Source organism: Rhodanobacter sp. UC4448_H15, from assembly GCF_052978265.1.
This window is the reverse complement of the sequence record NZ_CM129665.1, coordinates 2,991,121-3,009,984: the sequence shown is the minus strand read 5'-3', so window position 1 is coordinate 3,009,984 and position 18,864 is coordinate 2,991,121. Positions and strand designations below refer to the sequence as shown.

14 protein-coding genes are annotated in these 18,864 nt (G+C 66.5%); 8 read left to right on the top strand and 6 right to left on the bottom strand.

What is annotated here, in order from left to right:
• Window positions 1-34 precede the first annotated feature (34 nt).
• From tssH to ACVCMI_RS13900, 4 genes are all read left to right on the top strand, one after another.
• Complete coding sequence (gene tssH / locus ACVCMI_RS13915) at window positions 35-2,779, top strand: type VI secretion system ATPase TssH (RefSeq protein ID WP_447098409.1); 2,745 nt, start codon at window positions 35-37, stop codon at window positions 2,777-2,779.
• Window positions 2,780-2,899: 120 nt separating this feature from the next.
• On the top strand, window positions 2,900-3,892 hold the full coding sequence (locus ACVCMI_RS13910) for a hypothetical protein (RefSeq protein WP_395119622.1): 993 nt from the start codon (window positions 2,900-2,902) through the stop codon (window positions 3,890-3,892).
• 170 nt (window positions 3,893-4,062) lie between these two features.
• Window positions 4,063-5,076, top strand: coding sequence for a hypothetical protein (locus ACVCMI_RS13905; protein WP_395119621.1), 1,014 nt, complete (start codon window positions 4,063-4,065; stop codon window positions 5,074-5,076).
• 291 nt (window positions 5,077-5,367) lie between these two features.
• Window positions 5,368-6,990, top strand: a complete 1,623-nt coding sequence (locus ACVCMI_RS13900; protein WP_447098410.1) for a sulfite reductase subunit alpha — start codon at window positions 5,368-5,370, stop codon at window positions 6,988-6,990.
• Window positions 6,991-6,997: 7 nt separating this feature from the next.
• Here the strand turns inward: ACVCMI_RS13900 and ACVCMI_RS13895 are convergent, their stop codons facing one another.
• The 3 genes from ACVCMI_RS13895 to ACVCMI_RS13885 all read right to left on the bottom strand — a co-directional run bounded on the left by ACVCMI_RS13895 (window position 6,998) and on the right by ACVCMI_RS13885 (window position 8,450).
• Window positions 6,998-7,537 (bottom strand): GNAT family N-acetyltransferase, encoded by a 540-nt coding sequence (locus ACVCMI_RS13895; RefSeq protein WP_447098411.1) that lies wholly within the window; start codon window positions 7,535-7,537, stop codon window positions 6,998-7,000.
• A 12-nt stretch (window positions 7,538-7,549) separates the two neighbouring features.
• Window positions 7,550-8,029, bottom strand: a complete 480-nt coding sequence (locus ACVCMI_RS13890) for an SET domain-containing protein-lysine N-methyltransferase (protein ID WP_447098412.1) — start codon at window positions 8,027-8,029, stop codon at window positions 7,550-7,552.
• A gap of 82 nt (window positions 8,030-8,111) precedes the next feature.
• Window positions 8,112-8,450, bottom strand: a complete 339-nt coding sequence (locus ACVCMI_RS13885; protein ID WP_447098413.1) for a ComEA family DNA-binding protein — start codon at window positions 8,448-8,450, stop codon at window positions 8,112-8,114.
• A 219-nt stretch (window positions 8,451-8,669) separates the two neighbouring features.
• Between ACVCMI_RS13885 and ACVCMI_RS13880 the strand changes: the two genes are divergently transcribed.
• From ACVCMI_RS13880 to ACVCMI_RS13865, 4 genes are all read left to right on the top strand, one after another.
• Complete coding sequence (locus ACVCMI_RS13880) at window positions 8,670-10,085, top strand: M20 family metallopeptidase (protein WP_447098414.1); 1,416 nt, start codon at window positions 8,670-8,672, stop codon at window positions 10,083-10,085.
• Between the two features lie 112 nt (window positions 10,086-10,197).
• Complete coding sequence (locus ACVCMI_RS13875; protein WP_447098415.1) at window positions 10,198-10,932, top strand: YggS family pyridoxal phosphate-dependent enzyme; 735 nt, start codon at window positions 10,198-10,200, stop codon at window positions 10,930-10,932.
• A 182-nt stretch (window positions 10,933-11,114) separates the two neighbouring features.
• Window positions 11,115-11,822, top strand: a complete 708-nt coding sequence (locus ACVCMI_RS13870; protein ID WP_395119614.1) for a C40 family peptidase — start codon at window positions 11,115-11,117, stop codon at window positions 11,820-11,822.
• Window positions 11,823-11,975: 153 nt separating this feature from the next.
• Window positions 11,976-12,626 carry a rhomboid family intramembrane serine protease gene (locus tag ACVCMI_RS13865; RefSeq protein ID WP_447098416.1) on the top strand — a complete coding sequence of 217 codons (651 nt, stop codon included), beginning with the start codon at window positions 11,976-11,978 and terminating at the stop codon, window positions 12,624-12,626.
• Window positions 12,627-12,695: 69 nt separating this feature from the next.
• On the opposite strand, the gene rapA is transcribed toward ACVCMI_RS13865, so the two are convergent.
• The 3 genes from rapA to ACVCMI_RS13850 form a co-directional block, all read right to left on the bottom strand.
• Complete coding sequence (gene rapA / locus ACVCMI_RS13860) at window positions 12,696-15,536, bottom strand: RNA polymerase-associated protein RapA (protein ID WP_447098417.1); 2,841 nt, start codon at window positions 15,534-15,536, stop codon at window positions 12,696-12,698.
• Window positions 15,537-15,606: 70 nt separating this feature from the next.
• Entirely contained in the window at window positions 15,607-16,287 is a 681-nt protein-coding gene (locus ACVCMI_RS13855) for a Fe2+-dependent dioxygenase (RefSeq protein ID WP_447098418.1), read from the bottom strand.
• Between the two features lie 37 nt (window positions 16,288-16,324).
• Entirely contained in the window at window positions 16,325-18,661 is a 2,337-nt protein-coding gene (locus ACVCMI_RS13850; RefSeq protein ID WP_447098419.1) for a catecholate siderophore receptor Fiu, read from the bottom strand.
• Between the last annotated feature and the right edge of the window lie 203 nt (window positions 18,662-18,864).

The window sequence follows — 18,864 nt, the reverse complement described above, 5'->3', positions numbered from 1 at the left end:
ATGGGATTGGCAATCAACTCAGAGGATCAATGACATGGCCGAGATCAGTCGCGGCGCGCTGTTCGGAAAACTCAACAAGCTCGCTTTCCGGTGCATCGAAAGCGCGACGGTGTTCTGCAAGCTGCGCGGCAATCCGTACGTGGAACTGGTGCACTGGATCCACCAGATCCTGCAATTGCAGGATTCGGACCTGCACCGCATCGTCAAGCAGTTCAACCTCAACCCGTCGAACCTGGCGCGCGACATCACCGATGCGCTGGACCGGCTGCCGCGTGGCTCCTCGTCCATCTCCGATCTGTCCAGCAACGTCGAGGAAGCGGTCGAGCGCGGCTGGGTGTTCGCCACGCTGATGTTCGGCGAGGCGCAGGTGCGCACCGGTTACCTGATCGTCGGCTGCCTGCGCACGCGCAATCTGCGCAGCGCGCTGGTCAACATCTCGGCCGAGTTCGACAAGATCAAGCCCGAAGCATTGGTGGAGAAGTTCGCCGAGGTGGTCGGCGGCTCGCCCGAGGACGGGCAGCATGCGAACGACGGTTTCCGCATGGGCGGTGGCAGCGCGCCGGGCGAGGCAAGCGGCGCGATGTCGCCGGCACAGATGGGCAAGCAGGAAGCGCTGGCGCAGTTCACCATCGACCTCACCGCGCAGGCGCGCGACGGCAAGATGGACCCGATCGTCGGTCGCGACGACGAGATCCGCCAGCTGGTCGACATCCTCATGCGCCGTCGCCAGAACAACCCGATGCTGGTCGGCGAAGCCGGCGTGGGCAAGACCGCGGTGATCGAGGGCTTTGCCATGCGCATCGCCATCGGCGACGTGCCGCCGCCGCTGAAGGACGTGCAACTGCGCGTGCTCGACGTGGGTCTGCTGCAGGCCGGCGCCAGCATGAAGGGCGAGTTCGAGAACCGCCTGAAGCAGGTGATCGAGGAGGTGCAGTCGTCCACCAAGCCGATCATCCTGTTCATCGACGAGGCGCACACCCTGGTCGGCGCCGGCGGCGCGGCCGGCACCGGCGACGCGGCGAACCTGCTCAAGCCCGCACTGGCGCGCGGCAACCTGCGCACGATCGGCGCCACCACCTGGGCGGAGTACAAGAAGCACATCGAGAAAGACCCCGCGCTGACCCGCCGCTTCCAGACCGTGCAGATCGACGAGCCCAGCGAGGAGAAGGCGATCCTGATGATGCGCGGCGTCGCCAGCGTGATGGAGAAGCACCACAAGGTGCAGATCCTCGACGAGGCGCTGGAGGCGGCAGTGAAGTTGTCGCACCGCTACATTCCCGCGCGCCAGTTGCCGGACAAGTCGGTCAGCCTGCTCGATACCGCCTGCGCCCGCGTGGCGATCAGCCAGCACGCCGTGCCGGCCGAGGTGGACGACACCCGCAAGCGCATCCAGGCGCTGGAGACCGAGCTGGGCATCATCGCGCGCGAAAAGAACGTCGGCGTGAACGTCACTGCCCGCGAAGACGCCGCCAACGAGAAGCTGGCCACGCAGAAGGCACGACTGGAAACGCTGGAGGCGAACTGGATCAAGGAGAAGGATCTGGTCGAGAAGATCCTCGACATCCGCTCGAAGTTGCGCGGTTCTTCGGCGCCGGTAGAAGGCACCGGCAGTGCGCTGGAAGAGTCGGCCAACCAGGTTGCCGAAGCAAAGGAGGCATCGGCGGGAGAGGCTGCCCTTGCGGGGGATGATCGCGCTGCTGCATTGAAGGAACTGCAGGAGTTGCAGGGCCAGCTGGCCGAGCTACAGGGCGAGCATCCGCTGATCCTGGCCTCGGTCGACCAGCAGGCGGTGGGTTCGGTGGTCTCGGACTGGACCGGCATCCCGGTCGGTCGCATGGTCAAGAGCGAAGTCGAGACCGTGATGAACCTGGCCAAGCTGATGGGCCAGCGCGTCATCGGCCAGGACCACGCGATGGAGATGATCGCCAAGCGCATCCAGACCTCGCGTGCCGGCCTGGTCGACCCGAACAAGCCGATCGGCGTGTTCATGCTCGCCGGCACCTCCGGCGTGGGCAAGACCGAAACCGCGCTCGCGCTGGCCGAGGCGCTGTACGGCGGCGAGCAGAACATCATCACCATCAACATGAGCGAGTTCCAGGAGGCGCACACCGTCTCCACGCTCAAGGGCGCGCCTCCGGGCTATGTCGGTTATGGCGAGGGTGGCGTGCTTACCGAAGCGGTGCGTCGAAAGCCGTATTCGGTAGTGTTGCTGGACGAGGTGGAAAAGGCCCATCCGGACGTCCATGAAATCTTCTTCCAGGTGTTCGACAAGGGCGTGATGGAAGACGGCGAGGGCCGCCAGATCGACTTCAAGAACACCCTGATCCTGCTCACCACCAACGCCGGCACCGACATGATCGCCGGCCTGTGCAAGGACCCGGAGCTGATGCCCGATCACGAGGGCATGGCCAAGGCACTGCGCGAGCCGCTGCTGAAGATCTTCCCGCCAGCGCTGCTGGGCCGCCTGGTGACGATCCCGTACTACCCGCTGAGCCCGGAGATGCTGGGCAAGATCGTCAAGCTGCAGATCAACCGCATCAAGAAGCGCGTCGAGGCCCGCTACAAGATCCCGTTCGAGTACAGCGAGGACGTGGTGAAGCTGGTGGTCGAGCGCTGCACCGAGACCGAGTCGGGCGGCCGCATGATCGATGCGATCTTGACCAACTCCATGTTGCCGGATATCTCGCGGGCGTTTCTCACCAGGATGATTGCGGGCGAGGAAGTGGCGAAAGTGCAGGTCGGTGTGACGGATGGGGAGTTCTCTTACGGGTTTGGGTAAAAGTGCCCGACTGGCCAGAACTCATCTCGCTCGCACTGATCGAATATCTGCATGGGACCGACCTGCGCCCCACCTCTCGACTTGCGGAAGGCAGCCAATGTTTAGAGGGATTCAGCCATCATGAATTACTACACGATTCTCAATTTCGAAGACAGCAGTCCGCAAGTGACGACTGGCAAGGTGAAAGGGGGGCGAGATCCTTCCAAGTTTGGTGCAGGTGCGGCTGCCGCGGGCACGGCGCAGGTCTATGCCAAGCGAGAGGTTACAAAAGGGCGAGCAAGGATGGTCTTCTATCCATGCCAGGAACTCATTGCAAGGGACGCGGCTGGCACCTTATCCAAGGATGACGTCAAGGACATCCGCAAGCATATCGAGAAGTCGCGGACGGTCGTTTTCGTGTTGCACGGCAAGCCGGATGACACCGATGAAGGGTTTTCCACAAGCGGGGGTTCTGTCTGTACGTTCAAGCAACTCGGGCGCCTGGCCAAGCTTCTCATGCCAATACGAGACGAGAAATACAGAATCAGCCTCGTGATGTGCTACGGCGCGCGTTGTAGGAACGTCCGTCTGAATCATGAAGGCATGATTCCCTCCGGCGAGTTGGCCAGCAGCTTTGCTTACAAGTTCTTCCGCGAATTGTGTGGCGCAAGAAACATTCGGATGGTGGCTTGGACCGGGGCGGTTTCCAACGATGGCGACCTCAAGCACACATGCGAAAACGAGGATCAAGTGCTGTACGTCGACAAGAAGCAGGAGGTGGCAGCGTTGCAGAACAGCCCGCAAAAGCAGCAGATTGAGATTGAAAAGGCGGCGCTGCTCCAGAGACTGAAAATGAGCAACGCGGACTTTGGAAACAACGTAATGATGAAGTTTGCAAACAATCCTAATGCCGCTCCCACCAACGAGGTGGAGCGTTTTGCGCTTCGTTATATTCCATATTCACCGGTACGCGCGCAATGGATGATGAATCTGTTTCCCGACAGAAATCAGACCTCCAATTATGGAAAGCTCATTTACGACTTCAGCGGGTCTCAACTGGTCATCACGAATCGGTATGGGGCTACGGGTGGCGTGGCGGTGAATACGGAGCTCTATCGTGGAGGGTTGATCTAGTTTGGTTCTGTGGTCAGTAACGGGATCAGGTTCGGCTTGTTGAATAAGCAATCGCGGGGCCGGGTTCGCGCTTTTTTTTTTGATGCCGGTGGCATCTCCGCCTGTTCGATGGGCACGGAGAAGCACGGGGCGCCACGAGTCATGAGACATTACTTGAGGGGACAGCGATCATGCCTTCCACACCTTTGAGCCGCGCCGAATTCATCGCCATGGGCGAGCTCGCCAAGGCGCGCCGCCAGCTCGTCGTCAACATGTTCGGGGGCACCAAGCTCAAGTTCGGCAGTGCCAGCATGCTGTCGTCGGGCAAGTCGCTGCTGTCGTCCGGCAAGAAGCTGAAGTCGGGCGTCGACAAGCTTGCCAAGGGCGGCAGCACGGCAAGCAAGGTCGCCAGCGTGCCGGGCATGAAGGAGGCGTTCGAGAACTTCATGGTGGAATGCGCCGACGTGGAGAACATCCACGACGTGATCGAGGCGATCGGCGGCGAGGTGCTGCACGAACTGGTGTCGGAGGTGACGCCCTACCTCGGCGTGGTCACCAGCACGGTGAAGCTGGCCAAGGCGGGCAAGGCGGTGGCGCAGGACGGCTACAACCTCTACAAGAGCGACGAATACAAGAATGGCTTCCGCATGGGTGATCCGAGTGCGGCGGCCGAAGCGATCCAGGCGATCATCAAGCGCGACCTGGCCCAGCACTCGGTGAAACTGGGCCAGCAGACGGTGGCGACGGGAGCGAAGATCGGCGGTCTGTTCGCCGACTTCGGCACGGCCACTACCGCGGCGATCGGCGTGGCCAACACGCTGGCCAGCCTGGGCCTCCAGCTGTTCTCGCTGGGCCTGGACATCAAGGACATGCGTGCCGGCAACAAGCGGTTGGCGGCGCCCAACACGCTGGATCTCACGGTGTTCGGCGAGTGCCCGATCCTCGGCTGCTACCTGCTCACCTGCGCCGACACCTCGGCGGTCGCCAACATGTTCGTCGCCGACATCGGCCTGCCGGGCTGGATGGACAAGGTCGAGCTGATGAAGAAGAAGCAGATGGACCCGCTGCTGAAGATCGCCAACAAGAACATCATGGGTTCCCGCCTGCAGCTGGAGGGGCTGAGCAGCAACAAGGGGACGCATGCGAAGAAGGGTTTCTTCGCAGGCATCAAGAGCAAGGCGATGAAGCAGATCGGGTTGAGCTGACTGCCGGCGCGGGCACGGCGGTTGCGAGGGGCGCGCGCGTTACCCGTTTGTACCTCGCCGGACGATAGCGCCGGCGTGTGTGGCGCCGCGTCCGTGGTGCATTGCTCATCGGTCGGGGCAGCCATTTCGCCCATGGGGAATGCTGCGTTCCCTGACGTTCCGTATTGCGATTGATTCTTGTTTACTGTCTAATGATGCGACCGGATCATTTGCCCGGCACCGCGCCGGTTCCGTCTTTCGCGCCCACGCAAGTTGCCGCGGGAAGGGCTGGCGCGCGGAACACGGATCGCCATGAATCAACCCACCTCCTCCGTCGGTAACGCACAGCTGCAGCGCGGTACCTTCTGCACGCGCCAGTTGTACCCGTGGCACTGGATCATTTCGGCGCTGGATCTGTTCGGCCTGTTGCGCTTTCGGCGCCATGCCGCGCCACGCCGGCCGGTCGCCGTGAAGGACATGGCGGCCTCAGAGTCGCCCGCCACGCGCGATGCGGGCGACATCCGCAGCATCGAGGCTCGGCCCGCGGACGCGATGTTGCGCGTGGTGTACGCCAGCCAGACCGGTTTCGCCGAACAACTGGCGCGGCAGACCGCGCAGAGCCTGCAACTGGCCGGTCTGCCCACTCGCATGATCGGCATCGGCGATCTGGCGCTGGACGACCTGCGCCAGGCCGGCCGCGTGCTGTTCGTGGTCAGCACCACCGGCGATGGCGAGCCACCGGACATGGCACAGAGGTTCAGCCGAAAGCTGATGCAACAGCCGGCGTCACTGGCCGGCCTGCATTACGGCCTGCTGGCCCTGGGCGACAGCGACTACGAGGACTTCTGCGGCTTCGGCCGCCAGCTCCAGCGCTGGCTGCAGGCCAGCGGCGCGCAGGCGCTGTTCGATCCGGTGGAGGTGGACAGCGAGGACGACGCCAGCCTGCGCCACTGGCAGCATCACCTGGCCATGCTCGGCGGCGCGCCTGATCTGCCGGACTGGCAGGCGCCGAAATACCAGCGCTGGCAACTGGTCGAGCGCCGCCTGCTCAATCCGGGCAGCGTGGGTGAACCCTGCTTCCATCTGGCGATGAAGCCGCTGGAAGGTCGTGCCGATTGGCAGGCCGGCGACCTGGCCGAGATCGGTCCTTGCCATGCCGCCGAAGCGGTGGCGGCATGGCTGGCGGCGCGGGGGCTGGATGGCCGCGTCGTGGTGCCGTTCGGGCACCAGGAGCGGCTGCCATTGGCGACCTTGCTGGCGCGCTGTCGCCTGCCCGAGCCGGGCGAGGTCGACGGCCTGGACGAGGAAGGCGTCGCCGCGATATTGCAACAGCTGCCGCATCGCGCGTACTCGATCGCCTCGCTGCCGCGGGACGGCACGCTGCAGTTGATCGTGCGCCGGATGCGTGCGCGTGGCGGCTATCCCGGGTTGGGCTCGGGCTGGCTTACCGAGCACGCGCCGATCGGCGCGGAGATCGCGCTGCGCGTGCGCAGCAACGTCAACTTCCATGCGCCTCGCGATGCGCGCCCGTTGGTGCTGATCGGCAATGGCACGGGCCTGGCCGCCTTGCGCGCCCTGCTCAAGCAGCGCATCGCCGTCGGCCGGACGCGCAACTGGCTGCTGTTCGGCGAGCGTCATCGTGCGCACGACTTCCTCCACCGGGAAGACATCGAGCGCTGGATCGGCGAAGGCGCCATCGAGCGCGCCGATTTTGCCTGGTCGCGCGACCAGGGCGAGCGCATCCATGTGCAGCAGCGTCTGCGCGAAGCCGGCGACGAGCTGCGGCGCTGGGTCGACGAGGGGGCGGCGATCTACGTCTGCGGCAGCCTCGACGGGCTGGCCCCCGGCGTCGATGCGGCGTTGTGCGACGTGCTGGGGGCGGGACAGGTCGCGCAGTTGCGTGAGCAGGGGCGTTATCGCCGCGACGTCTACTGACGTCCGCTCAGGCGTAGGCGCGGTGGCGTTCGCGATGCGGCGGGTAGTAGGCGAACACGTGGCTGTTGCTGCCGTAGAAGTCGATGTTCTCGATGTGTTCGCCGCCGAGCCGCTCGGCCAGCCGGTCGGAGGCCTCGTTGCCGATGCGCACCAGGCTGATCACGCGCGGCGCGCGCAACTGGGTCCAGGCGAAATCCAGCGTCGCATTGCCCGCCTCGGTGGCATAGCCCTGGTGGCGATGCGTCGGCTTGAGCATCCAGCCAAGCTCCAGGTCCGGCCAGCCGTCCGGATACATCAGGCCGGCGCGGCCGACGAACTCGCCGGTCTCCTTCAGCTCCAGCGCCCACATGCCGAAACCCCGCAACTGCCAGTGGCCCAACAGCATCGCCAGCGAGCGCCAGGCGTTGGTGCGGTCCAACGGTTGGCCGTCGCCCACCCAGCGGGTGCTGTCCGGATCGGCCAGCATCGCGGCGTAGTCGTTGAAGTGTCGTTCGCTCAACGCGGTCAGGCGCAACCGCGGCGTCTCAAGGGTAGGAATCTCAACCATCACCATCAACCATCACGACCCGGATCGAGCGGGAGCCAGCAGTTCGGCCAGGGCGCGGGTACTGCTGACGAGGCTCTCTTGCCAGGACAACCCCGTTATTGTCTCACCCGTGGCCGCATCGACAAAGTCCTCGGCCTGGCCGGGAGGCAGCAGGTGGCGGTAATCCACGGTGATTTCGCTGCCGGCGGGCAGGTCCGCCAGGGCGAACACGAAACCCAGGTGCCACAGTCCGTTCGGCGTGAAGCTGTGGTTGATGAAGCACTCGTCGGGCCATTCCGGCGACAGCGTGTAGCGGTCCTCGAACCAGCGTGCGCTGGCGTGCCACAAGCTGCGCAGCGCGTCGGAGGCCTCGATGTCGGCCTGCCGGTAGGTCTGTTCGATGCCGTCAGGTGCTGTAAGGATGCGGCCCGCGGCCACCGCCTCGTCGAGGAACAGACCCTTGCCGGCACCGGCGATGGCGGAGGCGGCAATGTGGTAACGCGGGAGGATCATGTCGGCGCGGCGGCGGATGCGGCGCGCGAGTGTAGCGCAAGCGGTGCAGGGCGCGCACCGCTTGCGCCCGTCGCCGCCGGGATTACTCGCTGGCGGCCGCCTTGCCGCGTCGCGGCTTGGGTACGGCGGCGGTGTCGCTGCCGGCGGCGCCGTCGTCGGCGAACAGGATCGCGCTGCGGTTGCGCTCGATCGTGGCCTTGCCGATGCCCTTGACATGTTTCAGGTCGTCGGCCTTCTTGAACGGGCCGTGCGCCTCGCGCCAGGCCACGATGGCCTCGGCGCGGGTCGCGCCGATCCCGTCGAGCGATTTGGCGATGACCTTGGCATCGGCCTTGTTGATGTTGACCGGCGTGGCGGCGAACAGCAGCCCCGGGGCGGCGAGGCCCAGCGCGAGGGTGATGGCGGCGAGCTTGTGGAACATGGTCTTTCCTCCGTGAAATGGCGGGTTGGCGGGTGGATCGCGGCGGTCGACGCCGCGCCCTCACCATGCGCGCCACCGCATGGCCGCGCAGCCGGACCCCGGGTTGCCCCGACGTGCGGCTTGCGCCCCCGCTCGTGTGGGCGACGGCCGCCCGCGACGTCGGTGCCGCTGCGGGTGCGCTGCTACAATGAGCGATTGTTCGCCACGTTGGAGTTGCCCATGGATACCAGCCGCCTGTCCCGTTTCGTCAGCGATTTGTGGGATGCGGAGATCGTGCCGCAACTGGTCGAATACATCCGCATTCCCAACAAGTCGCCGATGTTCGACAAGGACTGGGTGGCGCACGGCTACATGGATGCGGCCGTGAAGCTGATGGAAACCTGGGCGCGCTCCAAGCTCAGCCAGTTGCCGGGTGCCTCGCTGGAAGTGGTGCGGCTGGAAGGGCGCACGCCGCTCATCTACATCGAAGTTCCCGGCCAGGGCGACGACACCGTCATGCTGTACGGCCACCTGGACAAGCAGCCGGAGATGACCGGCTGGGCTGATGGTCTCGGTCCGTGGACGCCGGTGCTCAAGGGCGACAAGCTGTACGGCCGTGGCGGCGCCGACGACGGCTATGCGATTTTCGGCTCGCTGGCCGCGCTGCTGGCGCTGCACGAGCAGGGCATTCCGCATGCGCGCTGCGTGGTGATGATCGAGGCCTGCGAGGAATCGGGCAGCTACGACCTGCCGTTTTACGTCGATCACCTCGCCGAGCGCATCGGCAGCCCGTCGCTGGTGGTGTGCCTGGATTCGGGCTGCGGCAACTACGACCAGCTGTGGCTGACCACGTCCCTGCGCGGCATGACCGGCGGCAACCTCACCGTGCAGGTGCTGGAAGAGGGCGTGCATTCGGGCGATGCGTCCGGCGTGGTGCCGTCGAGCTTCCGCATCCTGCGCGAGCTGCTGTCGCGGCTGGAGGACCCGGCCACCGGCACGATCAAGCCGAAGGAGCTGTACGTCGACATTCCGCAGCAGCGCATCGACCAGGCCAAACTGTCGGCCGAGGTGCTGGGCGAGGACATCTACAGCAAGTTCCCGTGGGCCGAGGGCATGCAGCCGGTCACCAAGAACCTTGCCGAGCTGGTGCTCAACCGCACCTGGCGCCCGCAGCTGGCGGTGACCGGCATCGGCGGCATTCCGCCGCTGGAAAGCGCCGGCAACGTGCTGCGCCCGTTCACCGCGGTGAAGCTGAGCCTGCGCGTGCCGCCCACGCTCAACGGCGCCAAGGCCGGCGAGTTCGTCAAGCAGTTGCTGGAGAAGGACCCGCCGTACGGCGCCAAGGTCACGTTCACCCTGGAAAAGGACGGCTCGGGCTGGAACGCGCCCGCACTGTCGCCGTGGCTGGAGCAGGCGGTCAGCGATGCCTCGCAGCACTACTTCGGCGCGCCGGCCACCTACATGGGCGAAGGCGGCAGCATCCCGTTCATGGGCATGCTGGGCGAGAAATTCCCCAAGGCGCAGTTCCTGATCACCGGCGTGCTCGGTCCGCATTCCAACGCGCACGGCCCGAACGAGTTCCTGCACATCCCCACCGGCAAGAAGGTCAGCATGGTGGTGGCCGAGGTGGTGGCGAAGCACTTCGCGCAAGGCTGAGGGCGAGGAGTGAGTAGTGAGTAGTGAGGAGTGAGAGATAGCCGCATCGCACGCGTCCGCTCATCTCTCACTCCTCATTTCTCACTCCTTTTTCTCCCGCGGAGTCTGCAAGATGACCACCCATTCCCACCTCGCCGCCAACTGGTCCGATATCCGGCGCCGGGTGGACGAGGCCTGCCGGGCCGCCGGCCGCGACCCGGCCGAGGTATCCATCCTGCCGGTCAGCAAGACCTTCGGTCCGGAGCTGATCCGCGAGGGCGTGGCGCTGGGCATGCGCCGCTTCGGCGAGAACAAGGTGCAGGAGATCCGCGACAAGGCACCGCTGCTGGTCGACTGCGGCATCGCTTGGGTGATGATCGGCCACCTGCAGACCAACAAGGCAAAAGACGTGGCGCGGCTGGCCAGCGAAGTGCAGTCGCTGGATCGCCTGGAACTGGCCGAGGCGCTGGATCGCCGCCTGCAGCACGAGGGTCGGGCGATCGACGTGCTGGTGCAGGTGAAGACCTCCACCGAGCCCAGCAAATACGGACTGACGCCTGAACAGCTGCCCGGCTTCCTCGACACCCTGCGCGGCTACGCCACCTTGCGCGTAGGCGGGCTGATGACCCTGGCGATCCACTCCACCGATCCGGTCGAGGTGCGCGGCTGCTTTCGTCGGTTGCGCGAGCTGCGCGACCAGGCGGTTTTGCAAGGGCATGATTTGCCAAAACTTTCCATGGGCATGAGCGGTGATTTTCCGCTCGCCATCGCCGAGGGAGCGACCGAGGTGCGGATCGGCACCGCGATCTTCGGCCGGCGACCCTATCCGGACTCGCACTACTGGCCCGAGTCGTCAGATGGCAAGTAAACCATTTTATTATCAGTAACTTGTGTCAAATGTGCGGTGCGTCCCGAAATACCGAAACGGCAGGGTTCACTTAACCTCAATCCAACATACGAGGGGCCCTGGCTTGGTATTTTCACGGCTCAGTCACGTCGTTGCCGCTTTGCGGTGATGGCCAACTCCGTGAATATCCGGGATTTTCCTGCATGCCAACCCAGCGATTGATCGTGCTTGCTGCGCTTGTGCCTGCGCTGCTGTTTTCCGGAACCCTTCGCGCCGCTAATCTCGACACTGCCTTCAGCGCATCGGCTTCCGTTAGCGTGGCCGCGCCGCTGCTGCAGCCGCTCCCCAGCTTCAGCCCGGCCGTTCGCCTGAGCCAGTCGGTACTGCCCGACAACGCCAGCGACCTGCTGCCCCAGGCGGCGGACACGCAGGCGGCTGCGGCCGAGCCGGCGATCACGACTGCCCGGACTCCGGAAGCCCGCGTCGCCACGCAGAACATCACCGACCTGCGCAAGGCATTGCTGGCCGCGGCGATGGGTCTGCGCGACATCCGCTACGTGCGCGGCGGCCGCAATCCGGCCACCGGTTTCGATTGCAGCGGCTTCGTGCGCTACGTGTTCTCGCACGCGATCGGCCTGCAGTTGCCGAGCACCTCCGCCAGCCAGTTCCTGGCCGGGGTCAAGATCAATCGCGCCGACATCAAGCCGGGCGACCTGGTGTTCTTCCGCACCCATGGCCGTCACCGCATCTCGCATGTGGGCATCTACATTTCCGGCGGACGTTTCATCCATTCGCCGAGCGCCGGCAAGTCGGTGGAAATCTCCAGCCTGGACGACGGTTACTGGGCCAAGCGTTTCGCCGGTGCCAAGCGGCCGGAGGCGATGGCGCTGGCTGCCAACAACAAGGGTTGAGTACCTGCACAGGTGCGTTCTGCAGCCGCCGCAAGGCGGCTTTTTTATGGCCGGCGCCATGGGCCGATCGGACCCCCGCGACATCACCTGCATGGCGGCCGGGCGCGCGCGCCGTTACGCTTGGGGTCGAGCCCCTTTCCCCGGAACCGCCTGATGCCTCTTGATCTGCCGCCGGTCACGCGCAACCTGCTGATCGCCAACATCGTCGTCTACCTGCTGCAACAGTTCTTCGGCGAGGTCTTCCTGCAGTATTTCGCGCTGTGGCCGTGGGGGGCCGACCAGGTGTTCCAGACCACGCAGGGCCTGGCCTCGATCGGCTTTCGCCCGTGGCAGCTGGTGACCTACGCCTTCATGCACGGCGGCCTGACCCACATCGCGTTCAACATGTTCGCGCTGTTCATGTTCGGCGGCACCATCGAGCGCACCTTCGGCGCGCGCAATTTCATCATCTACTACTTTGTCTGCGCAGTCGTGGCGGCGGTGGCCCAGCTGATCGTGGTGCACTGGTTCACCCATGGCTTCTATCCCACGCTGGGCGCGTCGGGCGCGATTTTCGGCCTGTTGCTGGCCTTCGGCATGCTGTATCCGCACGAGAAGATGATGCTGATCTTCCTGCCGGTGCCGATCCCCGCATGGATCTTCGTGATCGGCTATGCGGCGGTGGAGCTGGTGCTGGGCGTGACCGGCACCCAAGCCGGCGTGGCCCATTTCGCCCATCTCGGCGGCATGGTCGGCGGCATCGTGCTGATCCAGTACTGGCGAGGCAAGCTGCCGATCAAGCCGAAGCGGCGGCTGATGCTGTAGATCCGGGAATCGGGGATCGCAAAGGCGGACGCGCCGGGCTGGCGGTGCCCGCCCGGCGTCGCAGGCGGGTCAGCGCAGGGCGAGGAAGTCGGCGCTGACGACGAAACGCACGGCGTCCAGTCGCAGCCGCGCTTGCGGCAGTGCACCGAGCAGGGCGTGGCGCTCGTCGGTGACGGCGGCGATTTCGGTGTCGCTGATCGATGGGTTCACTGTGCGCAGGGCGAGCAGCCGCGAGAGTTCGTTGTCCAGCGATTCGGTGGCGGCGGTCACGGCGTCGTCGATGTGCGCTTGCGCGCGCGTACTGGCCAGCGCTTCGGCGCGTTCCAGCATCGGCGGCACCAGCTTGCCGAGGAACTTGCGGTAGCGTGCCACTTCGATGTGGCGGTCGTTGGCCTTGCGCAGCGCCGTGTCGCTGGGCGTGAAGTCGGCGCGTTCGACCAGGCGGGTGTCCACGGTCACCACCAGCGGCGAGGGCGGCAGGAAACGCTCGGCGTCGAGCCGGCGATCGGCCACGCATTCGAGCACGTAAACCGCCTGCAGCAGTGCGGTCCGCGGAGCCAGCACGTCGTCGACCATGAAGGCGGCATTGCCCTGTTCGCCGGACAGCGCCAGATCCAGCGCACCGGCTACCAGCGGGAGGTCCAGCCGCAGCAGCGGCAGCTCCTCGCGCGACAGCGCCACTTCGCGCGAGAACGTGACCGACTGCGGGCCTTCGGCGAAGCCGGGCAGGGCGTCGGTGGACAGGTATTGCGGGTCGAGCAGCAGCACTTGCGCGCCGAGCTCCTCGGCGTGGATGCCGAATGCCTCCAGCAGGCGCTGCACGAAGGCGTCGCGGCCCGGATCATGATCGTCGCGGCGGAAGGCCTGCTGCAATTCGTCGGCGTGCGGGTCGCGGCTGGAAGCGAGTTCCAGCAGGTGGTCGCGGCCGCCGCGGATGAGTGCCGCCATCTGCTCGTGGCTGGCGCGGGTTTCGGCGAGCAGGGCGTCGAGTTCCTGATCGCGGTTGTCGTCGTCGCGGGCGTGCTCGTCCGCCAGGCGGGTCAGCGGCTCGCCGTAGCGGCGCAGCAGTTCGCGGCCGTCGGCCGGGCTGAGGCGGAACGCGTCGACGCCTTCGTCGTACCAGCGCGCCAGCACGTGCTGGGCGCTGTCGGCCACGGCGAGGATGTGGATGGCGATGTCGTGCTTCTGGCCGATGCGGTCGAGCCGACCGATGCGCTGTTCGAGCAGGTCCGGATCCAGCGGCAGATCCCACAGCACCAGCCGGTGCGCAAACTGGAAGTTGCGGCCTTCCGAACCGATCTCCGAGCACAGCAGCAAACGCGCGCCGTCGGGCTGGGCGAAATAGGCGGCGTTGCGGTCGCGCTGCACGATGCTGAGACCTTCGTGGAAACGCGCCACGCCGACGCCGCTCTTCGTGCGCAGCGCTTCTTCCAGCGCCAGCACCTTGGCCTGGCTGCGGCAGATCAGCAGGAACTTGTCCTGCGGATGTTTCTCCAGCAGGGCGATCAGGGTATCGATGCGCGGGTCGGTGGCGTAGTCGACCTCGATCAGCGCCGGCGGCTGCTGGATGTCGGCGTGGAACTCGGCCAGCAGCGCCTGCCGTGTGCTGTCGTCGACCGTGTCGGCGTCCAGCAGGTGCCATTCGGGCAGGCGTTTGGGAAAGCCGCCGACGCCGGCGCGGTTGTTGCGGAACATCACGCGACCGGTGCCATGGCGGTCGATCAGCGCGGCCAGCAGTTCGCGCGCATGGGCCGGCCTGGTGGAATCGGCCAGCAGTGCGGTGAGCGTCGCATCGCCGTGGAAGGCCTCGGTGAGCGCGGCGTGCTGGCCGGCATCCAACGGCTGGCCGTCGAGCAGGCGGTCGGCGATCTTCGATAGCGCCTGATAGGTGTCGGCCTCGGCCAGATAGCCGTCCAGATCGTGGTAGCGCTGCGGATCGAGCAGGCGCAGGCGGGCGAAGTGGCCGCTGCGTCCGAGCTGTTCCGGGGTGGCGGTGAGAAGGATGACGCCGGGGATCGCCGCGGCCAGTTGCTCCACCATCGTGTAGCGCGGACTGGCGGCTTCCGGCGACCAGGCCAGGTGATGCGCTTCGTCCACCACCAGCAGGTCCCACGGCGCGTCCAGCAGTTGCTGCGTGTATTTCGGCGAGCTTTCCAGGAAGCCGAAGTCGGCGATCACCAGTTGCTCGTCCTCGAACGGGTTGCCGGCGTCGCCGGATTGCTCCAGGGCCTCGCAGCGTTCCTCGTCGTAGATCGCGAAGCTGAGGTTGAAGCGGCGCAGCATCTCGACGAACCACTGGTAAACCAGCGTGTCGGGCAACAGCAGCAGCACGCGCGAGGCGCGGCCGGTGGCGAGCTGGCGCGCGACGATCATGCCCGCCTCGATGGTCTTGCCCAGTCCCACTTCGTCGGCCAGCAGCACGCGCGGCGGGCGGCGTGCCGAGGCGATGCCGGCCACGCGCAGTTGGTGCGGCACCAGTCCGATGCGCGCGGCACCCAGACCCCACATCGGCGAACGGCGCGCCTCGGCGCGCCGCTTCAGACCCTCCAGGCGCAGCTCGAACTGCGCCACGCTGTCGGTGCGCCCACCGATCAGGCGGTCGTCGGCCTGGCTCACGCTCTGTTCGTCGTCGAGCTGGCCTTCGTGCAGTTCGCGGCCTTCGCCGCGGTAGATCAGCAGCTCGTCCTTGATCTCGACGCGCTCGACCAGGAACGCGATGCCCTTGCCGGCGACGCGCTGGCCGGCGCGGAACTCGGCGCGCAGCAGCGGCGCCGAGTCGATCGCGTAAGGGCGCAGCACGCCGGCCTTGGCGAACAGCACCTGCACGCCGCGTCCTTCGACGCGCAGCACGGTGCCGAGGCCAAGCTCGGGTTCGGCGGAGGAGATCCAGCGTTGACCGGGTACGAACATCGTGCAGCCATCGGCGTCGGGGGTCGACGATTATCCGCCGTGCGCCGCGCCGAGGGAACCGCTGCGACGATCAGGTGGCGGACCACTGCCGCAGCAGGTTGTGGTAGACGCCGGTGAGTTGCAGCACGGCAGCGTGGTCGGCGCCGGTGCGGGTCAATGCCTGGATCGAGGTGTCCAGCTCGAACAGCAGCCGGCGCTGGCTGTCGTCACGCACCAGGCTTTGCACCCAGAAGAACGAGGCCACCCGCGCGCCGCGAGTCACCGGGGCCACCCGGTGCAGGCTGCTGGACGGGTAGACGATCAGGTCGCCGGCCGGCAGTTTCACCTCGTGCTCGCCGTAGGTGTCGCTGACGATCAGTTCGCCGCCCTCGTACTCGTCCGGTTCGCCGAGGAACAGCGTGCACGAGACGTCGCTGCGCATTTGCCCGCCGCCATCGGGGAGGGCCATCACCGCGCCGTCGACGTGGAAGCCGTACTGGCCGCCGTCGGCATAGCGGTTGAAGCGTGGCGGCAGGATGCGCAGCGGCAGCGTGGCGGCGTGGAACAGCGGTTGCGCGGCCAGCGCCGCCAGCACCGTTTCGCCCAGTTGCCGACGCAGCGGCGAGGCGTCAGGCAGTTGCTGGTTGTGCTTGACCCGCGCGCCCTGCGCACCCACCGTTTCGCGGCCGTCGACCCACGGCGCCGCGTCGAGCGACTCGCGCATCCGCCTGATCTGTTCGGCGCTCAGTACACCGGGAATGTGCAGCAGCATGGGTCACCCGCGGGAAGTGATGGCGTGGGTCGGCGGGTCAAAAGCGCAACTGCGCGGTGAGCATCGCCGAGCGCGGCATGGCCGGCGTGTAGCGGTAGCCGCTCTTGTTGATCGCCGCGATGTAGTGCTTGTCGAAGACATTGTAGACATTGAGCTGCAGGTCGAGGTGCGTGTTCACCTCGAAGCTGGCCATCGCGTCGAATACCCAGTAGCCGCGGGTGAAGGTCGGCGTGCCGACCGCGCCGTCGCTGCCGCGCTTCATCCCGCCGGCATGGCGTGCGCCGCCGCCGAGGGTGAGGTTGAACGGCAGCCGGTATGTGGTCCACGCGGTGAACGCGCTGGTCGGCGTGTACGGCAGGTCGGCGGAGCCGTCGCTGGTCACCGCGCTGCCGCGGATGACCTTGGCGTCCATGCGGGTATAGCCGGTGCTCACCGCCCAGCGGTCGGTGATCCTGCCGACCGCGCCGATCTCCACGCCTTGCACGCGCTTCCTGCCGACCTGGTAGTACAGGCCATCGGTCGGGTCCTGCACCAGGTCGTTGCTGACCGTGGTGCGGTACAGCGCACCGGTCAGCAGCAGCCTGTCGCCCAGCACGCTCCACTTCGTGCCCAGCTCGACGGTGCGCGCGCGCTGGGGGTCGAGGTCGGGATTGTCGGCACTGTTCGACGCGTTGCTGAGGGTAAGCGTGTTGCCGCCCGGTGGCTCCTGCGACATGGCGAAGTTGGCGTAGATGCTGCCGGCGGCGACGGGCTTGAACAGCACGCCGAGTTTGTAATTGGGCAGGTTGTCGGAGAGGCGCGCGTCCACGCTGGGCAGCACCGTGCCGGCCGGGTGACTGCCGCAGGCCGGGCCGCGCCGGCCGCCGCAGACGTCGGTGCTGACAAACCGCGTGCGGTAATGGTCCAGCCGCGCGCCGGCGTTGAGTTGCCAGCGCTCGCCGAATTTGAGCGTGTCGAACAGGTAGGCCGCGACGGTATCGGTCTTGCCGTTGCCGTGGGCGCCGTTGCGGGCGTAGGCCAGGCCGCCCTGGTCGGGGTCGGGCCGGTACAGGTTCGCCGGGGGCCAGGTGCTGCCGGAGAGCGGGGCAATGCCCTGCGTCGCGGCTTGCTCGCGGCTGAGCTCGATGCCGGCGCTGAGGTCGTGGCCGACCGCGCCGGTGTCGAAGCTGGCGGTGAGGTTGGTCTGGTTGGTGAGGATGCGGTTGGTCTGGTGCTTGAAGGTCGGGTTGCTGCGCGCCACCGTCCAGGTCGAGGGGTCATCCGGGTCCGGCGTCGACAGGTGCGCCGCGGTGGCCGTGAACGAGGTGAGCAAGTAATCCTGGTGCGTGCGGCCCCAGCGCAAGGTGTCGTGCACGGCGAGGTGGTCGGAGAAATCGTGTTCGACGATCGCGGTGAACATGTCGACCTGCACGTCGTCGTGGTCCTGCCGGGTGCCGTAGAAGTTGTGCGGGTCAACCGCAGCGGCGTCGGACAGGAACGGCCGCGTCGGATCGGGACTGGCGTAGCCGGGCAGGCCGATGGTGGAGACGCCGCCATCGGGCACGTTGTCGTGCTTCACGTGCAGGTAGTCGAGATAGATCCGGGTGGCGCTGCCCAGGCCGAGGCCCAGCGACGGCGCCACGCCCCAGCGGTTGTTCTGCACCCGGTCGCGCCCCGGCACGCCGCTGTCCTGGCCCATCACGTTGAGGCGGAAGGCAGCGTCTTCGCCGATCGCCTGGTTCCAGTCCGCGGTGGCACGTTGCTGGCTGGCGCTGCCGTAACCCAGCGAGCCGGAGATGGCGTTGTCCAGCTGCGGGCGCTTGCTGACCATGTTGATCGCGCCGGTCGGCGCGGTGCGGCCGTATTCGGTGCCGTCCGGGCCCTTGGTGACTTCGATCTGCTCGATGTTGAACACGTCGCGCGAGACCGAGCCGAGGTCACGCACGCCGTCGACGAAGATGCTGCCTGAGCTGTCGAAGCCGCGCATGTACATCGTGTCGCCGGTGCTGGTGGCGCCGTTTTCGCCAGCGTAGAAGGTGCCCACGCCGGGGCTGTTGCGCAACGCCTCGGAAAGCGTGGTGGCGCCTTGCTGCTGGATCAGGTCGCGGCCGATGACGCTGATGGTCTGCGTGGTGTCCAGCAGCGGCTGGGTGAACTTGTGCGATGAGAGCTCGTCGATGCGGTAGTCGACGCCGGCGCTGCCTCGCACCTGCACGCGCGGCAGGTTGCGCGCCTGCGCGACCAGCGGGGCGTCCGCGGCAGCCGCGTCGGCGGGCGTGGCGGCATGCGCGGGGGCGAGGGCCAGGCTGCCGAGGAGGGCGGTGGTCAGCAACCCGGGCGCCATCGCGGGGAGGGCGCGGCGGGTGGGGTGTTTCCTGCTCTTGATCGGGCTCATGCGGGGTCCTGTGCGTCGTGTGGAATCAGGCCGGTCCCCGTCCCGCACGCGCGACAGCCATCGCCGTCGATCGAATGGAGTGACGGCGGTGGCCGTGAAGGCGCACACGATATTGCCAATGAGAATGATTTGCAATAACTCACCGAGGCAACAAGGCCCATTCGCCAACGACAGGCATCACACAGCAAGAGGCCCCGCAGCAG